Annotated in this window: 20 protein-coding genes and 1 tRNA gene; 11 read left to right on the forward strand and 10 right to left on the reverse strand. The window is 71.8% G+C overall.

From position 1 onward, the window contains the following. Positions 1 to 51: 51 nt before the first annotated feature. Genes ASF82_RS13665 through ASF82_RS13675 form a run of 3 tightly spaced genes read right to left on the reverse strand, consistent with a single transcriptional unit; the run spans position 52 to position 1,483 of the window. Positions 52 to 486, reverse strand: a complete 435-nt coding sequence (locus ASF82_RS13665; protein WP_056059232.1) for a CrcB family protein — start codon at positions 484 to 486, stop codon at positions 52 to 54. Continuing rightward, positions 483 to 983, reverse strand: coding sequence for a CrcB family protein (locus ASF82_RS13670; protein ID WP_235491292.1), 501 nt, complete (start codon positions 981 to 983; stop codon positions 483 to 485). The genes ASF82_RS13665 and ASF82_RS13670 overlap by 4 nt, the downstream gene beginning before the upstream one ends. Continuing rightward, complete coding sequence (locus tag ASF82_RS13675) at positions 965 to 1,483, reverse strand: universal stress protein (RefSeq protein WP_056058075.1); 519 nt, start codon at positions 1,481 to 1,483, stop codon at positions 965 to 967. The genes ASF82_RS13670 and ASF82_RS13675 overlap by 19 nt, the downstream gene beginning before the upstream one ends. Positions 1,484 to 1,580: 97 nt before the next feature. On the opposite strand from ASF82_RS13675, the gene ASF82_RS13680 reads away from it, so the two are divergent. Beyond that, a complete protein-coding gene (locus ASF82_RS13680) occupies positions 1,581 to 2,270 on the forward strand; it encodes an SOS response-associated peptidase (protein WP_056058077.1) in 690 nt (229 codons plus the stop codon). Between the two features lie 137 nt (positions 2,271 to 2,407). Here the strand turns inward: ASF82_RS13680 and ASF82_RS16200 are convergent, their stop codons facing one another. Next, positions 2,408 to 2,551 (reverse strand): hypothetical protein, encoded by a 144-nt coding sequence (locus ASF82_RS16200; protein ID WP_197981445.1) that lies wholly within the window; start codon positions 2,549 to 2,551, stop codon positions 2,408 to 2,410. Positions 2,552 to 2,605: 54 nt separating this feature from the next. Here ASF82_RS16200 and ASF82_RS16205 point away from each other — a divergent pair, with 54 nt between their 5' ends. Then, the gene (locus ASF82_RS16205; RefSeq protein ID WP_197981446.1) at positions 2,606 to 2,809 is read left to right on the forward strand and encodes a hypothetical protein; all 204 of its coding nucleotides are present in this window, start codon (positions 2,606 to 2,608) and stop codon (positions 2,807 to 2,809) included. A gap of 195 nt (positions 2,810 to 3,004) precedes the next feature. Here the strand turns inward: ASF82_RS16205 and ASF82_RS13690 are convergent. Continuing rightward, a tRNA-Leu gene (locus tag ASF82_RS13690) sits at positions 3,005 to 3,088 on the reverse strand. 120 nt (positions 3,089 to 3,208) lie between these two features. Here ASF82_RS13690 and ASF82_RS13695 point away from each other — a divergent pair. From ASF82_RS13695 to pknB, 7 genes are all read left to right on the forward strand, one after another. Beyond that, positions 3,209 to 3,922, forward strand: coding sequence for a DUF3662 and FHA domain-containing protein (locus ASF82_RS13695; protein WP_056058083.1), 714 nt, complete (start codon positions 3,209 to 3,211; stop codon positions 3,920 to 3,922). Continuing rightward, positions 3,919 to 4,461: an FHA domain-containing protein gene (locus ASF82_RS13700; protein WP_056058086.1), complete on the forward strand. Its 543-nt coding sequence runs from the start codon at positions 3,919 to 3,921 to the stop codon at positions 4,459 to 4,461. The genes ASF82_RS13695 and ASF82_RS13700 overlap by 4 nt, the downstream gene beginning before the upstream one ends. Before the next feature lie 5 nt (positions 4,462 to 4,466). Continuing rightward, positions 4,467 to 5,708 (forward strand): PP2C family serine/threonine-protein phosphatase, encoded by a 1,242-nt coding sequence (locus ASF82_RS13705; protein ID WP_056058088.1) that lies wholly within the window; start codon positions 4,467 to 4,469, stop codon positions 5,706 to 5,708. After that, complete coding sequence (locus tag ASF82_RS13710; RefSeq protein WP_082514650.1) at positions 5,695 to 7,161, forward strand: FtsW/RodA/SpoVE family cell cycle protein; 1,467 nt, start codon at positions 5,695 to 5,697, stop codon at positions 7,159 to 7,161. Before ASF82_RS13705 ends, ASF82_RS13710 begins: the two co-directional genes overlap by 14 nt. Further along, positions 7,161 to 8,636, forward strand: a complete 1,476-nt coding sequence (locus ASF82_RS13715; RefSeq protein WP_056058092.1) for a penicillin-binding protein 2 — start codon at positions 7,161 to 7,163, stop codon at positions 8,634 to 8,636. The genes ASF82_RS13710 and ASF82_RS13715 overlap by 1 nt, the downstream gene beginning before the upstream one ends. Then, positions 8,633 to 10,420 (forward strand): protein kinase, encoded by a 1,788-nt coding sequence (locus ASF82_RS13720; protein WP_056058095.1) that lies wholly within the window; start codon positions 8,633 to 8,635, stop codon positions 10,418 to 10,420. The genes ASF82_RS13715 and ASF82_RS13720 overlap by 4 nt, the downstream gene beginning before the upstream one ends. 201 nt (positions 10,421 to 10,621) lie before the next feature. Then, positions 10,622 to 12,322, forward strand: coding sequence for a Stk1 family PASTA domain-containing Ser/Thr kinase (gene pknB / locus ASF82_RS13725; protein WP_200932004.1), 1,701 nt, complete (start codon positions 10,622 to 10,624; stop codon positions 12,320 to 12,322). 45 nt (positions 12,323 to 12,367) lie between these two features. On the opposite strand, the gene ASF82_RS13730 is transcribed toward pknB, so the two are convergent. Genes ASF82_RS13730 through ASF82_RS13735 form a run of 3 tightly spaced genes read right to left on the reverse strand, consistent with a single transcriptional unit; the run spans position 12,368 to position 13,955 of the window. Continuing rightward, positions 12,368 to 13,006, reverse strand: a complete 639-nt coding sequence (locus ASF82_RS13730; RefSeq protein ID WP_056058098.1) for an aminodeoxychorismate/anthranilate synthase component II — start codon at positions 13,004 to 13,006, stop codon at positions 12,368 to 12,370. Continuing rightward, positions 13,003 to 13,164 carry a hypothetical protein gene (locus tag ASF82_RS15965; RefSeq protein WP_185230687.1) on the reverse strand — a complete coding sequence of 54 codons (162 nt, stop codon included), beginning with the start codon at positions 13,162 to 13,164 and terminating at the stop codon, positions 13,003 to 13,005. The genes ASF82_RS13730 and ASF82_RS15965 overlap by 4 nt, the downstream gene beginning before the upstream one ends. 2 nt (positions 13,165 to 13,166) lie before the next feature. Further along, positions 13,167 to 13,955 carry a class E sortase gene (locus tag ASF82_RS13735; RefSeq protein WP_082514651.1) on the reverse strand — a complete coding sequence of 263 codons (789 nt, stop codon included), beginning with the start codon at positions 13,953 to 13,955 and terminating at the stop codon, positions 13,167 to 13,169. Positions 13,956 to 14,062: 107 nt separating this feature from the next. On the opposite strand from ASF82_RS13735, the gene ASF82_RS13740 reads away from it, so the two are divergent. Beyond that, entirely contained in the window at positions 14,063 to 14,326 is a 264-nt protein-coding gene (locus ASF82_RS13740; RefSeq protein WP_056058103.1) for a cell division protein CrgA, read from the forward strand. 219 nt (positions 14,327 to 14,545) lie between these two features. On the opposite strand, the gene ASF82_RS13745 is transcribed toward ASF82_RS13740, so the two are convergent. Both ASF82_RS13745 and ASF82_RS13750 read right to left on the reverse strand, forming a co-directional pair. Beyond that, complete coding sequence (locus tag ASF82_RS13745) at positions 14,546 to 15,397, reverse strand: rhomboid family intramembrane serine protease (protein ID WP_056058106.1); 852 nt, start codon at positions 15,395 to 15,397, stop codon at positions 14,546 to 14,548. Continuing rightward, entirely contained in the window at positions 15,398 to 15,937 is a 540-nt protein-coding gene (locus ASF82_RS13750; RefSeq protein WP_056059244.1) for a peptidylprolyl isomerase, read from the reverse strand. A gap of 138 nt (positions 15,938 to 16,075) precedes the next feature. Here ASF82_RS13750 and ASF82_RS13755 point away from each other — a divergent pair, with 138 nt between their 5' ends. Further along, the gene (locus ASF82_RS13755; RefSeq protein WP_056058109.1) at positions 16,076 to 16,612 is read left to right on the forward strand and encodes a hypothetical protein; all 537 of its coding nucleotides are present in this window, start codon (positions 16,076 to 16,078) and stop codon (positions 16,610 to 16,612) included. Positions 16,613 to 16,746: the final 134 nt, after the last annotated feature.

A 16,746-nucleotide genomic window follows, 5' to 3' on the forward strand; every position in this document is an offset into this window, starting at 1 on the left:
CGCGGCGAGTCGGCGGCGACGCCCGCCGCCAGCGCCCGCGCCGTCCGCCCGTCAGGCTGGGGCGAGCAGCGACCCGAGCCAGAGCCCGAGCCCCGCGGCCGCCACGCCGGCGACCAGGAGGCCGAGGGCGGAGGCGGCACCGGCACCGCGCCTCCCCGCAGCGAGAAGGCGGACGGTGTCGACGCTCGCCGTGCTGAAGGTCGTGTAGCCGCCCAGCAGCCCGGTGCCGAGCACCGCCCGCCAGGTCGGCGAGACGACGGCTCCGAGCGCGAGCGCCGTGAGCAGCCCGAGCAGCAGCGACCCGCTGACGTTGATCACGGCCGTGCCCCACGGGTAGGGCGCGGGGGCGGCGGCGTCCGCACCGCCGACCGCGCGGCGTGAGCGACGAGCCGCGAGCGCGTCGCCCACCGCCCCGTCGACCCAGAAGCGCGCGCCCGCCCCGATCCCGCCGGCGAGGGCCGTCACGGCGACCAGCAGCGGCGTCACCGGGAGCCCCGGGCCCACCGGGCCCCGACGGCGATCCCCGCGGCCGCCGCGAGCACCCCGAGCAGCACCGACGCGAGCCCGTAGACGGACGCGGTCAGCACGTCTCCCGCGGCGCCGAGGGTCGCCGTCTCGGTCGCGAGCGAGCTGTAGGTCGTGAAGCCGCCGAGCACGCCCGTGCCGAGGCCGAGGCGCAGCACGCGACGACGCCCCTCGTCGGGCCCGCCGCGGAGCAGGCGCTCCAGCAGCAGGCCGAGCACGAACGCCCCGACGACGTTGATCGCGAAGATCGCGGTGTCGAACGAGCCCGCGGGAGGCACGGCCATCGTCACGAGGACCCGCAGCGCCGTGCCCACGGCCCCGCCCGCGACGACGAGCAGCACCAGCGGGAGGCGCCGACGGAGCGGGGTCGACGGGCTGGGCGGCGGGGTCGACGGGTCGCGCGGCGGGGTCGACGGGCTGACGGGCGGGGTCGGCGGCGTCACAGGTCGTCGTCCCACGGCAGCGCCTCGGAGCGCGCGACCGGGGCGAGCGGGACGACCACGACCGGCCGGTGCTGGCGGTGGCTGAGGTGGAGCGCGACCGACCCGGCGAAGAACTCGCGGACGCTGCCGCGGAGGCCCGCCTCGCGGCTGCCGACGACCACGAGCGGGGCGTCGACGCGGTCGGCGAGCGCGCCGAGCACGTGGGCCGGCTCGCCGGTGAGGCAGGTGGCGACCAGGTCGACCCCGCGGGCCTCCGCGATCGGCCGCAGCCGCGCCTCCAGCGCCGGGTCGAACTCGAGCTCGGCGGCCCAGCTCTGGGGGTCGAGCGGGTAGGAGAGGACGGTGCCGTCGATGCCCTCGGCGAACGCCATCCGGTCGGGCTCCACGCTGACGCAGGCGAGGCCGGTGCCGAACCGCGCCGCGAGGTCGACGGCGGTCGCGACGACCCGCTCGGCGGTCGACGGCACGACCCCGACGACGACGTAGCCGCGGATGCTGCGCTCGGTGCTCTCCATGCCGCCAGTGTTCCACCGCGGGGGTCCGGGCGCGAGCACCGGGCCCGGGTCGGGCCGACCCCTGGCGCGGTGGGGCACGGAGGCGGAGACTGGGGCGATGTGCGGTCGCTACGTCGTCTCCCGGGCGACCTCCGAGCTGTTGCCCGACCTGCTGGCCGGGCTGCCCGACCTGCCCGACGACTTCAACGTCGCGCCGACGACCGCGGTGCCGGTGGTGCGGCAGCGGCACGGGGAGCGCGAGCTGCCCCGGGCGCGGTGGGGCCTGACGCCGTCGTGGTACCCCGACCTCAAGAAGAGGCCGCAGCCGATCAACGCGCGGATCGAGACGGTGGCGACGAACGGCATGTTCCGGCGGCCGTTCGCGCAGGCGCGCTGCATCGTGCCGGCGCTGGGCTACTACGAGTGGGTGGTGACGGAGACGGGCAAGCAGCCGCACTTCGTCCACCAGCCGGAGGCGGCCCTCGCGATGGCAGGGGTGATGAGCGCGTGGCCCGACCCCTCGAAAGCCGACGACGACCCCGACAAGTGGGTGCTGTCGATGTCGATCATCACGCGCGACGCGCACGTGGCGCCCGGCGAGGTGCATGACCGCATGCCGGCCTGCCTCGCGCCCGACTCGTACGACGACTGGCTCGGCGACCACCTCGGCACGGCCGAGCTGCTCGAGTTGCTCGACCGCGACTCGCACGAGCTCGCCCACGACCTGACCCACCACCCGGTCAGCCGCGACGCCAACTCGGTGCGCAACACCGGCCCGCAGCTGATCGAGCCGGTCACCCTGGGCTGAGGAGCGGGGCGAGGGCCGGACAACGGCAGGCGGGAGGAAGGACCCGCCCGCACCGCTGATCCACTCCGGAGTGGATCAGCGGATCTGGAGCGTGCCTCCGGGAGCGCGCCGCGCCCGGGGCCGGCGGTCCCGGCCGCTCAGCCCGCGCCTCCCCCGTGGCTCGTCAGACGCTCGCGGAGGTACGACGCCAGCGTGTCCTGGGCGTGCCGCGACTCGCCCGTCACGCGGTTCAGCGGTACACGGCCGCCCGCGGCGAGCGCCGGGTCGCGCGGGATGACCACGAGCGACCGACGGCCGAACTCGTTCTGCAGCGACTCCTCGGCGCGGGCCGTGCGGTGCTCGCCGACGTGAAGACCGCCATGGCGGACTACCAGGCCGACGGCTCCAGCGAGGAGTACGCGGGCAAGGAGCAACGCTGGAACCGCGTCGCCACCGAGGTGCGCACCATCATCAACACGCTGCGCACCTCCCTGCAGTCGAACGACGAGTCCGCCCAGACCGCGATGCAGCGCGCCAAGGCCGCGGTCGACGGCATCTAGCCCCACAACGGGCGAGTTCGACGCGTCCGGGCCGTCACGGACGCCCGACCCCGTCGAACCCGCCCGCCCGCGTCACCGCAGAACGGCTCACCCAGAGGGTGAGCCATTCTGCCCCTGCGCCGCAGGGGCGGCGGCGCAGCCGACAAGCACTGAGAACGAGAAAAAGACCCTCCAGAGGAGGGTCTTTCTCGTTCGTGCGCGAGGGGGGACTTGAACCCCCACGCCCTTTCGAGCACTGGCACCTGAAGCCAGCGCGTCTGCCAATTCCGCCACTCGCGCGAACTCAGCAACTCTAGCACGGTGGAGGGGCCCGGATGAGCGTCCCCAGGCTGGCCGACACCGACCTCGCACGCGACCCGGCTAAGATCGGGCGACCAGTGACCCCCGACCTGGAGACGCATGGGACTGCTCGACAACTTCGAACGTGGGCTGGAGCGCGCCGTCAACGGTGCCTTCGCCAAGACGTTCCGTTCGGGCGTCCAGCCGCTGGAGATCACGAACGCCCTGCGTCGTGAGCTCGACACGAAGGCCGCCGTCGTCTCGCGCGACCGGATCCTGGTGCCCAACGACCTCGTCGTCCGGCTGTCGGCGACCGACCACGCGAAGATGTCGGCCATCGGCCCGACTCTGATCGACGAGCTCACGCAGCTGACCCAGCGCCACGCGACCGCTCAGGGCTACGCCTTCGCCGGCCCGCTCAGCGTGCGGCTGCAGGAGGACGACTCGCTCAGCGTCGGCATCATGTCGATCGAGTCGGGCACCGTCCGCGGCGAGGTCAAGTGGCGTCCGTTCGTCGAGATCGACGGGGTGCGCCACCCGCTGGTCGGCCAGCGCACCGTCATCGGCCGGGGCAGCGACGCCGACATCACGGTGAGCGACACCGGCACGAGCCGTCAGCACGTCGAGGTCCTGTGGGACGGCCAGCACGCGCAGGTCCGCGACCTGGGGTCGACGAACGGCTCGAAGCTCAACGGCGCACCGCTCAAGAAGTCGCCCCTGCTGCCCGACTCCACGATCGAGATCGGTCGTACGCGTATCGTGTTCCGCGTGCTCCCCCTGTCCTCGACGCCCGACCCCTTCGCCGGGCCCGACTCCCGGGAGGCCCGTCGATGACCAGCGAGCTCACCCTCCTCGCCCTCCGGTTCGGCTTCCTGGCCGTGCTGTGGCTCTTCGTCTTCGCCATCGTGTTCGCGCTCCGCTCCGACCTCTTCGGCCAGCGGGCGCGCAAGCTGCCCACCGACGGCGGGTCGGGGCAGGCGCAGTCGACCGCCACCGCGCCTCCGGCACCCGCGGCTCCGCGAGCACCGGTGACGCCGGCCCCTGCAGGAGGCGCGGGTCGGCCCGCCCCCGCCGGTGACGGCCCCGCGTCCCGCCTGGTGATCACGAAGGGCGCCAAGGCCGGCCTCGAGATGCCGCTCGGCGACGGCCCGCTCACGATCGGTCGCTCGCAGGAGAGCAACCTCGTGATCCGCGACGACTACACCTCCACGCACCACGCCCGTCTGATGCTCTGGAACGGCCGCTGGGTCGTGCAGGACCTCGACAGCACGAACGGCACCTTCCTCGCGGGCGAGCGAGTGACCGTTCCCACACCGGTGCCGGTCGGCGCCACCGTGACGATCGGGCAGACGAGCTTCGAGCTGCGACGGTAGCGCCCGTGACGCACCCCAAGAGCGCCGCTCTGTCCCACGTGGGCAAGATCCGGTCCAACAACCAGGACAGCGGCTACGCCGGCACACAGCTGTTCGTCGTCGCCGACGGCATGGGCGGGCACGCGGGGGGCGACGTCGCCTCGGCGATCGCGATCCGCCGCATCCGCGAGACCGACAAGCAGTACACCTCGCCCGGCGACGCCGAGTTCGCGCTGCAGTCGTCGCTGATCGCCGCGAACCAGCTGCTCGCCGAGACGGTCTTCGAGCACCAGGAGCTCACCGGCATGGGCACGACCGTCAGCGCGCTGCTGCGCGTCGGCGACAGCATGACCGTCGCGCACATCGGCGACTCGCGCATCTACCTGTGGCGCGAGGGCGAGCTCAGCCAGATCACCGCCGACCACACGTTCGTGCAGCGCCTCGTCGACAGCGGCCGGATCACGGCCGAGGAGGCGGCGGTCCACCCCCGCAGGAGCGTGCTGATGCGCGTGCTCGGCGACGTCGACGCGGCGCCCGAGATCGACACCGCGACCCTCGGCACGCTGCCGGGCGACCGCTGGCTGATCTGCTCCGACGGCCTCAGCAGCTACCTGGCGGAGGACCGCATCAAGAAGGCCCTCGCGGCGGGCCTCGACCCCGAGCAGACCTGCCGTCGCCTGGTGAAGGAGACGCTCGACCACGGCGCCCCCGACAACGTCACCGTCGTCGTCGTCGACGTCGACGAGTCGGGCGACTCCTCGGTGGAGCCCGCCGTCACGGTCGGCTCGGCCTCCGAGCCCCTCACCTTCGAGGGCGAGGCCGGGCGCAAGTCGCTGCGCCTGCCCAGCATCCTGCTTCACCCGCTCAAGGTCGCGACCACGCCGGAGGACAGCCACTTCGAGCCCGAGAGCGACGAGTACCTCGCCGAGCTCATCGCCGAGGACCGTCGTCGTCGTCGCCGTCGTCGCGTCACCTGGCTGGTCGCCCTCGTCGTCGCGGTCGGGGCCCTGGCCGCCGGCCTCGTGCTGGCCTACCAGTGGACCCAGGACCACTACTACGTGGGCGAGCGCGAGGGCACCGTCGTCATCTACAAGGGCGTGCAGCAGACCCTCGGCCCGATCAGCCTCAGCGAGGTCTACGAAGAGACCCCCGTGCAGGTCGACGACCTGCCCAACTACACGCAGCTGACCGTGCGCGACACGATCAACGCCGACTCGCTCAGCGACGCGCGCGCCATCGTCGAGAGGCTGACCGATGCGGCCGAGTGACGACGCGTCGACCGAGCTGATCGGCCAGTCCCGAGGAGGCGCGGGAGGCTCCCGCGGGCCCGTCACGTCGTCCGCCGCCTCCGCTCCCCCGGAGAACTTCACGCAGGCCATCACCATCCGCCTGCGTCAGCCGGCCCGGCTCCGCAACCTCGAGCTGCTGATGCTCGTCGCCGCGGCGGGCATCTGCGCCGGCGCGATCGTGCTGGTCCAGCTGGGGGCCACGGGGGCGATCGACCCGAGCGTCCTCGTGTCGGGCTCGAGCATCCTCGGCCTGGCCCTGGTCTTCCACCTCGTGCTGCGCGTCGTCGCCCGCGAGGCCGACCCGTTCATCATGCCGATCGCGCTCACGCTCAACGGCATCGGCATCGCCGAGATCTACCGCCTCGACCTGGCCCGCGGCGTCGCCGGGTGGGACGCCCTCGGCATCAAGCAGATCGCCTGGACGGCCATGGCGATGGCGATCGCCCTGGTGGCGCTGCTCGTCATCCGCAACTACCGCGTGCTGTCGCGGTACCGCTACATCGCGATGTTCGTCTCGATCGTGCTGCTGCTGCTGCCGCTGGTGCCGGGCATCGGCCGTGAGGGCCTCAACGCCCGCGTCTGGATCGACCTCGGGCCCTTCTCGTTCCAGCCCGGCGAGATCGCGAAGATCACGCTCGCCGTCTTCTTCGCCGGCTACCTCGTGACCGCGCGCGACAACCTCTCGCTGATGGGCCCGAAGATCCTCGGCATGCGGTTCCCCCGTGCCCGCGACCTCGGCCCGATCCTCATCGTCTGGCTCGTGGCGATGGGCGTGCTGATCTTCCAGCGCGACCTCGGCACCTCGCTGCTCTACTTCGGCCTGTTCCTCGTGATGATCTACATCGGCACGGGGCGCGCCAGCTGGATCGTGCTCGGCCTCACGCTCTTCCTCGGCGGGGCCCTCGTCGCCAGCACCTTCCTCGGCTACGTGCAGGGGCGCTTCGCCGCCTGGCTCAACCCGTTCGACCCGGTCGAGTACAACGCCGACGGTGGGTCGTTCCAGCTGGTGACCGGTCTGTTCGGCTTCGCGAACGGCGGCCTGCTCGGCACCGGCCTCGGCCAGGGCCGCCCGCAGACGACCCCGCTGGCCGAGAGCGACTACATCTTCGCGGCCCTCGGCGAGGAGCTCGGGCTCGCCGGCATCTTCGCGATCCTCGCGCTCTACATGCTGCTGGTGTCGCGGGGCTTCCGCATCGGCTTCGTCGGCCAGGACGACTTCGGCCGCATGCTCGGCGTCGGCGTCTCGTTCGTCATCGCCCTGCAGGTCTTCGTCGTCCTCGGCGGCGTCACCCGCGTCATCCCCCTGACCGGCCTCACCGCGCCCTTCCTCGCGGCGGGCGGGTCGTCGCTCGTGGCGAACTGGATCATCGTGGCCCTGCTGCTGCGCCTGTCCGATTCGGTGCGCTCCCAACCGAGGCTGGTGGTCGGCTGATGAACAAGGAACTGAGACGCGTGAGCTTCGTCGTGCTGGCGATGTTCGTCGCACTGCTCGTCTCGAGCACGTACATCACGGCCTTCCAGGCCGACTCGCTGCGGGCGGACAGCCGCAACTACCGCACGCTGCTCGCGAGCTACTCGGCGCAGCGCGGGCCGATCCTCGTGGACGGCCAGCCGGTCGCGCAGTCCGTGCCCGTCGACGACGTGTACGAGTTCCAGCGCACCTACCCGTCGGCCGAGCTCTACGCCCCCGTCACCGGCTACTACACGCTGGGCCAGGGGTCGCGGGGCATCGAGGACTCCATGAACGACTACCTCACCGGCAACGCGAACGCCCAGTTCTTCGATCAGGTCAACTCCGTGCTCACCGGGCAGGACCCTGAGGGCGCCACGGTCAACCTCACGATCGACCCGGCCGTGCAGCAGGCCGCGTACGACGCCCTGGGCGACAACTCGGGCGCGGTCGTCGCCGTCGACCCCTCGACCGGCGCGATCCTCGCGATGGTGTCGAAGGAGAGCTACGACCCGAACCTCCTCGCCAGCCACGACCGCGACGCCGTCAAGGCCTCCTACGACCAGCTCGTGGCCGACCCGGGCGACCCGCTGCAGAACCGGGCCATCCAGGGCGACCTCTACGCCCCCGGGTCGACCTTCAAGCTGGTCACGACCGCGGCGGCGCTGGAGAGCGGCGACTACACGCCCGACAGCGAGTTCCCCAACCCGGCCACGCTGACCCTGCCCGGCACCTCGACGAACATCAACAACGCCGAGGGCGGCAGCTGCGGCGGCGGCGAGACCGCCACGCTGGCGACGGCCCTGCGCCTCTCGTGCAACATCCCGATGGCGCAGCTCGGCCAGCAGCTCGGCGCCGACGCCCTGCAGGAGCAGGCGGAGGCGTTCGGCTTCGGCGACGACTCGATCGCGATCCCGCAGGCCGTGACCCCGAGCCAGTTCCCGATCACCGACGAGGACGGCGACCCCATCAGCGACGCCTCGCTCATGCTCCAGTCGTTCGGTCAGGGCTCGGACCGCGTCACGCCGCTCCAGATGGCCATGGTCTCGGCGGCGATCGCCAACGGCGGCACGCAGATGGACCCCACCCTCGTCGAGAGCGTCCTGAACCCCGACCTGAGCCCGGTGCGGGACTTCTCGCCGACCGAGTACGGCAAGCCGATCAGCGCCGACACCGCGTCCACGATGACCGACATGATGGTGCAGGACGTCGCCGACGGCGCCGCCAGCAATGCGAGAATCAGTGGCGTCGACGTGGCCGGCAAGACCGGCACGGCGGAGAACGGCCCGGGCGACCCCTACACGCTCTGGTTCACCGGCTTCGCCCCCGCGGTCGACCCCCAGGTCGCGGTGGCCGTCGTCGTCGAGAACGGCGGAGGACAGGGCCAGTCGGCCTTCGGCAACAGTGTCGCGTCACCAATCGCGAAGAAAGTACTAGAGGCGGTGCTGAACAGATGAGACCTTCCGGCGGAATCACCTTCGGTGGGCGATACCAGTTGTCGACCCGCGTCGCCATCGGCGGCATGGGCGAGGTCTGGGAAGCCACCGACCTCGTCATCGGCCGCACGGTCGCGATCAAGATCCTGAAGGACGAGTACCTGGGCGACCCCGGGTTCCTCGAGCGCTTCCGGGCCGAGGCGCGGCACGCGGCCCTCGTCAACCACGAGGGCATCGCGAACGTCTTCGACTACGGCGAGGAGGAGGGCAGCGCCTACCTCGTGATGGAGCTCGTGCCCGGCGAGGCCATGTCGACGGTGCTCGAGCGCGACCGCGTGCTCCCCACCGACAAGGTGCTCGACATCGTCGCGCAGACCGCCTCGGCCCTCCAGGCCGCCCACGCGGCGGGCCTCGTGCACCGCGACATCAAGCCGGGCAACCTGCTCGTCACGCCCGACGGGCGCGTCAAGATCACCGACTTCGGCATCGCCCGCATCGCCGACCAGGTGCCGTTGACGGCCACCGGCCAGGTGATGGGCACCGTCCAGTACCTGTCGCCCGAGCAGGCCAGCGGCCACCCCGCGTCGCCGAGCACCGACATCTACTCGCTCGGCATCGTCGCCTACGAGGCCCTCGCCGGCCGTCGCCCCTTCACGGGCGAGTCGCAGGTCGCCATCGCCATGGCGCAGATCAACGAGCAGCCGCCGGACCTCCCGGCCTCCGTCCCGGAGCCCGTCCGTCGCCTGGTGCTCTCCTGCATCGCCAAGAAGCCGGCCGACCGCCCCGCGTCCGCGTCGGCCCTCGCGCAGGCCGCTCGCGCGCTCCGCCGCGGCGACGTCGCGGCAGCCACGGTCGCCGTCCCGGCCATCGGCGTCGCCGCCGGCGCGGCCGGCGCCGAGGCCGCCACCCAGCTCTTCTCCGCGCAGGACGACAGCACGCGCGCCTTCGCGCCCGCCGGCGCCGCCGCGACCGGGGCCTACGTGCCCGGCTCGGCCGACCCCGACGCACTCCGCGGCGACGAGCTCGACGACGAGAAGAAGAAGCGCAGCCCCTGGTTCTGGCCGCTCATCGTCCTCGGCGTCCTGGTGCTCGCGGGCGTGATCGCCCTCGCGGCCTTCGCCCTGAACGGCGACGACCCGGAGCCCGCGCCGACGCCGAGCGTCACCTCGTCGACGCCGACCCCCGAGCCGACGACCCCGACCCCCACGCCGAGCGCGACGCCCACCACCGTCCAGGTCGACTCGAGCGACTTCGTCGGCCTGGCCGAGGACGACGCCCGGGCCCAGCTCGAGGACCTGGGCCTCGTCGTCCTGTCCCAGGACAGCTCGACGCCGGCACCCGACCCGGCGGCGGACGGCACCGTCGCGAGCCTGAACCCGACCGGCAACGTGACGAAGGGCAGCACCATCACGCTCTCGATCTACCGCGCCGCGCCCCAGCCGACGCAGCCCACGGCTCCGACGGCCTCCCCGAGCAGCATCCCCGCCGACGGTGCGACGACGGCGACCGTCTCGTGGCAGCCCTACCAGAACTGCCCTTCGGGGTACTCGCTGACGGGCTACACATACACGATCACCGAGCCCGGCACGGACGCCGCCGGTGCGACCAGCGGCGGGCTGGGCACCAACGTGACGCAGGTGCAGGTGAAGTCGAGCACGGCCGGCAACGTCACGGTGTCCTACGTCGCCAACTGCGGCTCGCTGCAGAGCGCCGCCTCCGCTGGGGTGACGATCACGGCCACCACGCCCACCGACCCGGGCGCCGGCGAGTCGGACGAGCCCTCGGTCCCGGTGCCGAGCCGCTAGTCCCTCACCCGCTCCGCCACGACGGCCGCGACCCCCTCGGGGCCGCGGCCGTCGTCACGTCACGGGAGCATCACGAAGCCCTGACAATCATCCTCCCGGCGTACCGCGCGACCCGGATGGGGGGCGGGGCGACAAGTACACTTGCGAGGACCGCTGATCCGACCTGCGGTCGCGACGGGAGTGCAGGGCGTGGTTGAAGGCGTGAGAGAGGGAATCCACCTCCTCGCCAACCGGTATCAGATCGGCGATCTCATCGGTCGGGGCGGGATGGCCGACGTCCACGTCGGCACCGACGCCCGGCTGGGGCGCAAGGTCGCGATCAAGCTGATGAAGCCGTCGCTGGCGCTCGACCCGGCCTTCCGCACCCGCTTCCGCCAGGAGGCCCAGGCGGCCGCCCGCATGGCCCACCCCACCATCGTCCGCGTCTTCGACGCCGGCGAGGAGTCCGCCCGCGACGCGCGCGGCCAGGAGGTGCAGGTGCCCTTCATCATCATGGAGTACGTCGAGGGCCGCCTCCTCAAGGACATCGTCGCCGAGGGCCCGCTCGAGCCTGGAGAGGCAGCCCGCCTCACGGAGGGCGTGCTCACCGCCCTCGAGTACTCGCACCGCGCCGGCATCGTGCACCGCGACATCAAGCCCGGCAACGTCATGGTCACCCACGCGGGCCAGGTGAAGGTGATGGACTTCGGCATCGCCCGGGCCATCTCCGACTCCGCCGCGACCGTCGCACAGACGACGGCGATCCTCGGCACCGCCCAGTACTTCAGCCCCGAGCAGGCGCGCGGCGAGACCGTCGACGCCCGCTCCGACCTCTACTCGACCGGCGTCATGCTCTTCGAGCTGCTCACCGGCCGGCCGCCGTTCCGGGGCTCGTCACCGGTCGCTGTCGCCTACCAGCACGTCAGCGAGGCTCCCGTCCCGCCGAGCACGATCGCCCCGGCGGTCTCGCCGGGCCTCGACGCCGTCGTGCTCCGCGCCTTGGCGAAGGACCGCTTCGAGCGGTTCCAGACCGCGGCCGAGTTCCGGGACGACGTCGCCGCGGCCGCCGCGGGGCGCGCCCCGGCGCGGCGGCAGCCCGTGCACGACGCTAACGCGACCATGTTCGGCGTCGACGCGCTGTCCGCGGTCGGCAGCGACGCGGCCCTGAAGGAGCTCTCCTCCGACGACAACGACCGGCCGCAGCGCACGCAGACGCGACCGCCGGTCGCGTGGATCTGGGCCGGCATCGTGCTCGTCGCCATCGTCGTGCTCGCCGTCGTCTTCTGGGTCGCCAACATCAAGCCCCCCGAGATCGCGACGGCCACGGGCTCGACCGTGCCCGCCGTCGTGGGCATGAGCTACGACGACGCCGCGGCGGCCCTGGAGGACGTCGGGCTGGTGGCCGTCCGCGCCGACGTGCCCAGCGACTCCGTCCCGGTCGACGAGGTGATCGGCGCCTCCCCGGCCGAGGGCACCACGGAGGTGCCGGAGGAGACCGAGGTGACCCTGCAGGTCTCCTCGGGGCCGACCATGGTCGCCGTCCCGGCCCTGAAGGGGCTCGACGTCGCGGCCGCCTGGGCGGCCGTCACCGGCGCCGGGCTCACCCAGGGCACGCAGACGACCGACTACTCGACCGACGTCCCCGCGGGGGGCGTGCTCGAGGCCGACCCCGCCGAGGCCGAGCAGGTGGCCGAGGGCACGACGGTCGACCTCGTCGTCTCGAACGGCCTGGTGCAGGTGCCCGACGTCACGCGTCAGTCGGTGACGGCGGCGATGAGCGTCCTGGGCGACGAGCTGGGCCTCGTGGTCGGCACCTACCCCGACGCCGGCTGCTCCGGCCAGAGCGTGTCGACGCAGTCCCTGCCGCCGGGCGACCAGCCGCAGGGCTCGACGATCCAGCTGGGCATCTGCAGCGCCGAGTAGCCCCGGCGGCCCGGGACGCGTTCATGCGCCCGGTGCGCCGTCCGGTCAGCGGCGACCCGTCAACGGGTCGAGCCCTCGGGCGGTGACCGCCGCCTCCGGCAGGCCCGCGACTCCGAGCCAGTTGCCGATCATCCGGTAACCGCCCTGGGTGAGTACCGACTCCGGGTGGAACTGCACGCCGTAGACGGGCGCCGACCGGTGCTGCAGGCCCATGATCACCCCGCCGTCCGTCCGCGAGGTCACCTCGAGGTCGGTCGGCACGGTCTCGTCGACGACCGCCAGCGAGTGGTACCGGGTGGCCGTGAAGGGCTGCGGCACGCCGTCGTAGATCACGCTCGCGTCGTGGCTGACCTGCGACGTCTTGCCGTGCATGAGCTCCTCGGCGTGGGTGACGGTCGCGCCCATCGCCTCGGCGATCGCCTGGTGGCCGAGGCACACGCCGAGCAGGGGCAGGTCGGCCTCGAGCGCCGCGTGCACGACGTCGATCGAGACGCCGGCCGCGGCCGGCGTGCCCGGGCCCGGCGACAGCAGGACGGCGTCGTAGTCGGCGATGCGCGCCGCGACGTCGGCGGCGGCGAAGGCGTCGTTGCGCACGACGTCGGTCTCGGCGCCGAGCTGCTGCAGGTAGCCGTTCAGCGTGTAGACGAAGCTGTCGTAGTTGTCGACGACGAGTACTCGGGTCACGGGGTCTCCACGGTGACGTCGGGGGCGGGGATGATCTCGTTGACGAACGGGAAGACCCACTCGACGAGGGCGTACAGGGCGGCTGCGAGCAGCACGAGGACGAGGAACAGCCGCACCCACCAGGGGCCGGGCAGGACGCGCCAGAGGCTCGAGTACATCGTCAGGCTCCCACTCCGGCCGCGGCCAGCTCGGCCGGCACCTCGGTGAGGGGCGACCACGAATCGTAGACCCCGTACGCCACGATGCGCTCCTGCGCCGTGAACATCGGGTTGCAGCTGGTCAGCGTGATGAGACGCTCGCCGGAGGCGGCGCTCACGTCGGGTGCGTCGGGCACCGGCTGCAGCACGGAGACCTGGGTCGCCGGCACGTACTGCAGGTTGCGGAAGGTGTACGTGTACCAGCCGTCCTGCGTCTGCACGTAGATCTTGTCGCCGGGCTGCAGGTCGGCGATCTTGTTGAACGGCGCCCCGTACGTCGTGCGGTGCGCCGCGATGCCGAAGTTGCCGACCTGACCCGGCATCTGCGTCTCGTCGTAGTGGCCGATGCCGATCTTGTTGAGCGTGCGCACCGTGCTCGTGCCGCCGGCGATGGGCACGGCGTAGTCGGCGCCGAAGCGGGGCACGTAGAAGTTCGCGAAGGTCTGCGCCTCGGCCGGCGCGGCCGTCACCGGTGGGTCGGCGCCCTCGGGCACCTCCGTGGGCGCCGCGCTGGCCTGCTGCTCGAACTGCTCGCTGAGCTGCGACGCCTGGTCACGGTGCTCGTCGGCGACGACGAGGTCGTTGAACCACTGCTGCCACGCGATGAACAGCAGCACGAGGACGCCCGCCGTGATCAGCAGCTCGCCGAAGACCCCCACGACCGAGACGCGCCGTCGGGGCCGGCGAGGCCGTGGCGGCTTCGCCGCGGCGGCACGGCGTCGGCCACGGGACCGGCGGGAGTCGTCATCCATGGCTCGATCCTACGTGCTGGACCCGTGCGGGAAAGCGGCCGTCACACGGCGTTCACCTGGGGAGGGACCAGGGCTCCCCCAGCACCCGGGACGCTAGTATGTGCGCCATGGCCACTGACAAGAACCGCACGACGAAGCCCGCCCGCGCCCGCGAGGCCCGCTCCGGCGAGGCTCAGACCTCCGCCGAGGCGCCGAACCCGGTCTGGTTCAAGCCGGTCATGTTCGGCTTCATGCTCGTCGGCCTGGCCTGGATCGTGGTGTTCTACGTCAGCCAGAGCACGCTGCCCGTGCAGTCGCTCGGCTCGTGGAACATCCTGATCGGCTTCGGCATCATGTTCGTCGGCTTCCTCATGACCACCCGCTGGCGCTGACGCGGGCTCTCCGCGTCACGGCCTGCTCGAACGGGTCTTCGGAACTACCCCCGCGTAGTTCTCCCCAGTGTTAATAAGCCTGTGGATAACTCCCTGTGGAGAAGACTGAGGAGAAAATCCCGGTCACACTGCCCGGCCAGAACCGAGAAGAGGCGGCTCCCCACAGGGGAGCCGCCTCTTCTGTCGTTCAGGTGTTCGAGCCCGGACGGCGCTCGACGCTCAGAGCAGACCGATCAGCTGCGCCGACCTGAGCAGGGTGATCGCGACCACCGCGACGCCGAGGGCGACGAGCACGCCGGTCTGCAGGGCGCGCTTCGACCGGTGACGTGTCTTGGAGTACAGGAACGCCACCGCGCCTCCGGCGATCAGGCCACCGACGTGGGCCTGCCAGGCGACGCTCGGCAGGATGAAGCCGAGGGCGAGGTTGATCGCCACGAGCACCAGCAGCTGGATGCTGCGGCTGCCGAGGCTGCGGGCGATCACGAAGAACGCGGCCATGAGGCCGAACACCGCACCGGAGGCGCCCAGCACCACCGAGGACGGTGCCAGGACCGCGACCGCCGCCGACCCGCCGATGCCGGCGATGAAGTACAGCGCCGCGTACCGGGCCCGACCGAGCTGGCGTTCGAGCTCCGCTCCGAAGATGTACAGGGAGTACATGTTGAAGAGGATGTGCCAGAAGCTGCCGTGGACGAACATCGTCGTGACCATGCGCCAGGGCTGCTGGATCTCGACCGGCGCGTAGAAGACGAGCGCCTGCGTCACGACGCCGTTGCCGACCCCCGTGAGCAGCTGCAGCAGGAAGACGACCGCGGTGACGGCCATGATGCTGTACGTCACGACGGGCTTCCCCGCCGCGGCGGCTCCGCGGAAGCGGGTCACGACGGCCGGCTTCACGCGCGGCGCGGAACCGCGCGCCTCACGCACGCACTCGGGGCAGTGCACGCCGACCGCGGCCGGGGTCTGGCACTCGCCGCAGATCGTGCGCCCGCACCGCTGGCAGAGCACGAAGCTCTGCCGGTCGGGGTGGCGGTAGCAGTAGTTCGCGGCGTTCCGGGGAGCGTCGGTCACCTAGACCTCGTCGATGGTGACGCTCTCGAGCACGACGTCGTCGATCGGCTTGTCGCGGGCGTCGGTCTTGACGGCCTCGATCGCGTCGACGACCTTCTTCGACTCGTCGTCGGAGACGACGCCGAAGATGGTGTGCTTGCCCTGCAGCCAGGGGGTGGGCACCGTGGTGATGAAGAACTGCGAGCCGTTGGTGCCCTTGCCGCCGCGGGTGCCGGCGTTGGCCATGGCGAGGACGTAGGGGGCGTTGAAGTTCAGCTCGGGGTGGATCTCGTCGTCGAACTGGTAGCCGGGGCCGCCGACGCCCTGGCCGAGCGGGTCGCCGCCCTGGAGCATGAAGTCCTTGATGATGCGGTGGAAGACGACGCCGTCGTAGAGCTTGTCGGTGCTGACCTTGCCCGTGGCGGGGTGGGTCCACTCGATCGTTCCGGTGGCGAGGCCGACGAAGTTGGCGACGGTCTTGGGGGCGTGGTCGCCGAAGAGGTCGACCTTGATCGTGCCGAGGTTGGTCGTGAGGGTGGCGACAGCAGTGTGCGTGGACATGAGCGCCATTCTCCCACAGGGCCCGGACCCCCCAGCAGGTGCCCAGCGATCGCGGTGTTACCTGCCAGGATGCCTCGTGCCAGGATGGGAGGCCAGCATCGTACTCACCCGTTGCCTACTAGTCGTTGGAGGAACACTGTGGCCCTGTCACGCAAGCAGAAGAAAGAACTGAAGAAGTTCAAGAAGCACGCGGTCGACGTGTGGTCGGAGCAGCGTGAGGTCCTCGGCCACGCCGGCAAGGTCATCGGTGACGCCCGTGACCACGGCGTGAAGTACGCGAACAAGACCGTCGTGCCGCGCGTCAAGGGCGCCGTCGACGCGAACGTCCGCCCGGCCGTCTCCTCCGGCCTCGCCGCGAGCTCGCACGCCGCGGCCGTCGCGCAGGACCGCTGGAAGCACGACGTGTACCCGGCCGTCGCCTCCTACCTCTCGGGCCTCGACCTGGTCAACGACCCCAAGGTGAAGAAGGCCGTCAAGAACGCCAAGAAGCAGGGTTCGAAGGTCGCGGCCAAGTACGTGCCCTCGAAGAAGAAGTCGGGCCCCGGCGTCGGGGGCGTGCTGCTGATCGGTCTCGGCGTGGTCGCCCTCGGCGGGATCGTCTTCGCCGCCGTGCAGACCCTCCGTGCCGACGACGAGCTCTGGGTCGCCGACGACGACGCCGACACCAAGGCCTAGCCGCCCCAGCACCCCGCACCACCCCCGAGAGGGCCCGCATCCCCCGATGCGGGCCCTCTTGCACGTCCACCCCCGACGAGCGAAGCGACGCCGCCCGTCAGATGACGAGCGAAGCGACGTCCCCCGGCAGGTGA

Source organism: Frigoribacterium sp. Leaf164 (assembly GCF_001423665.1).
Taxonomy (GTDB): Bacteria; Actinomycetota; Actinomycetes; order Actinomycetales; family Microbacteriaceae; genus Frigoribacterium; species Frigoribacterium endophyticum.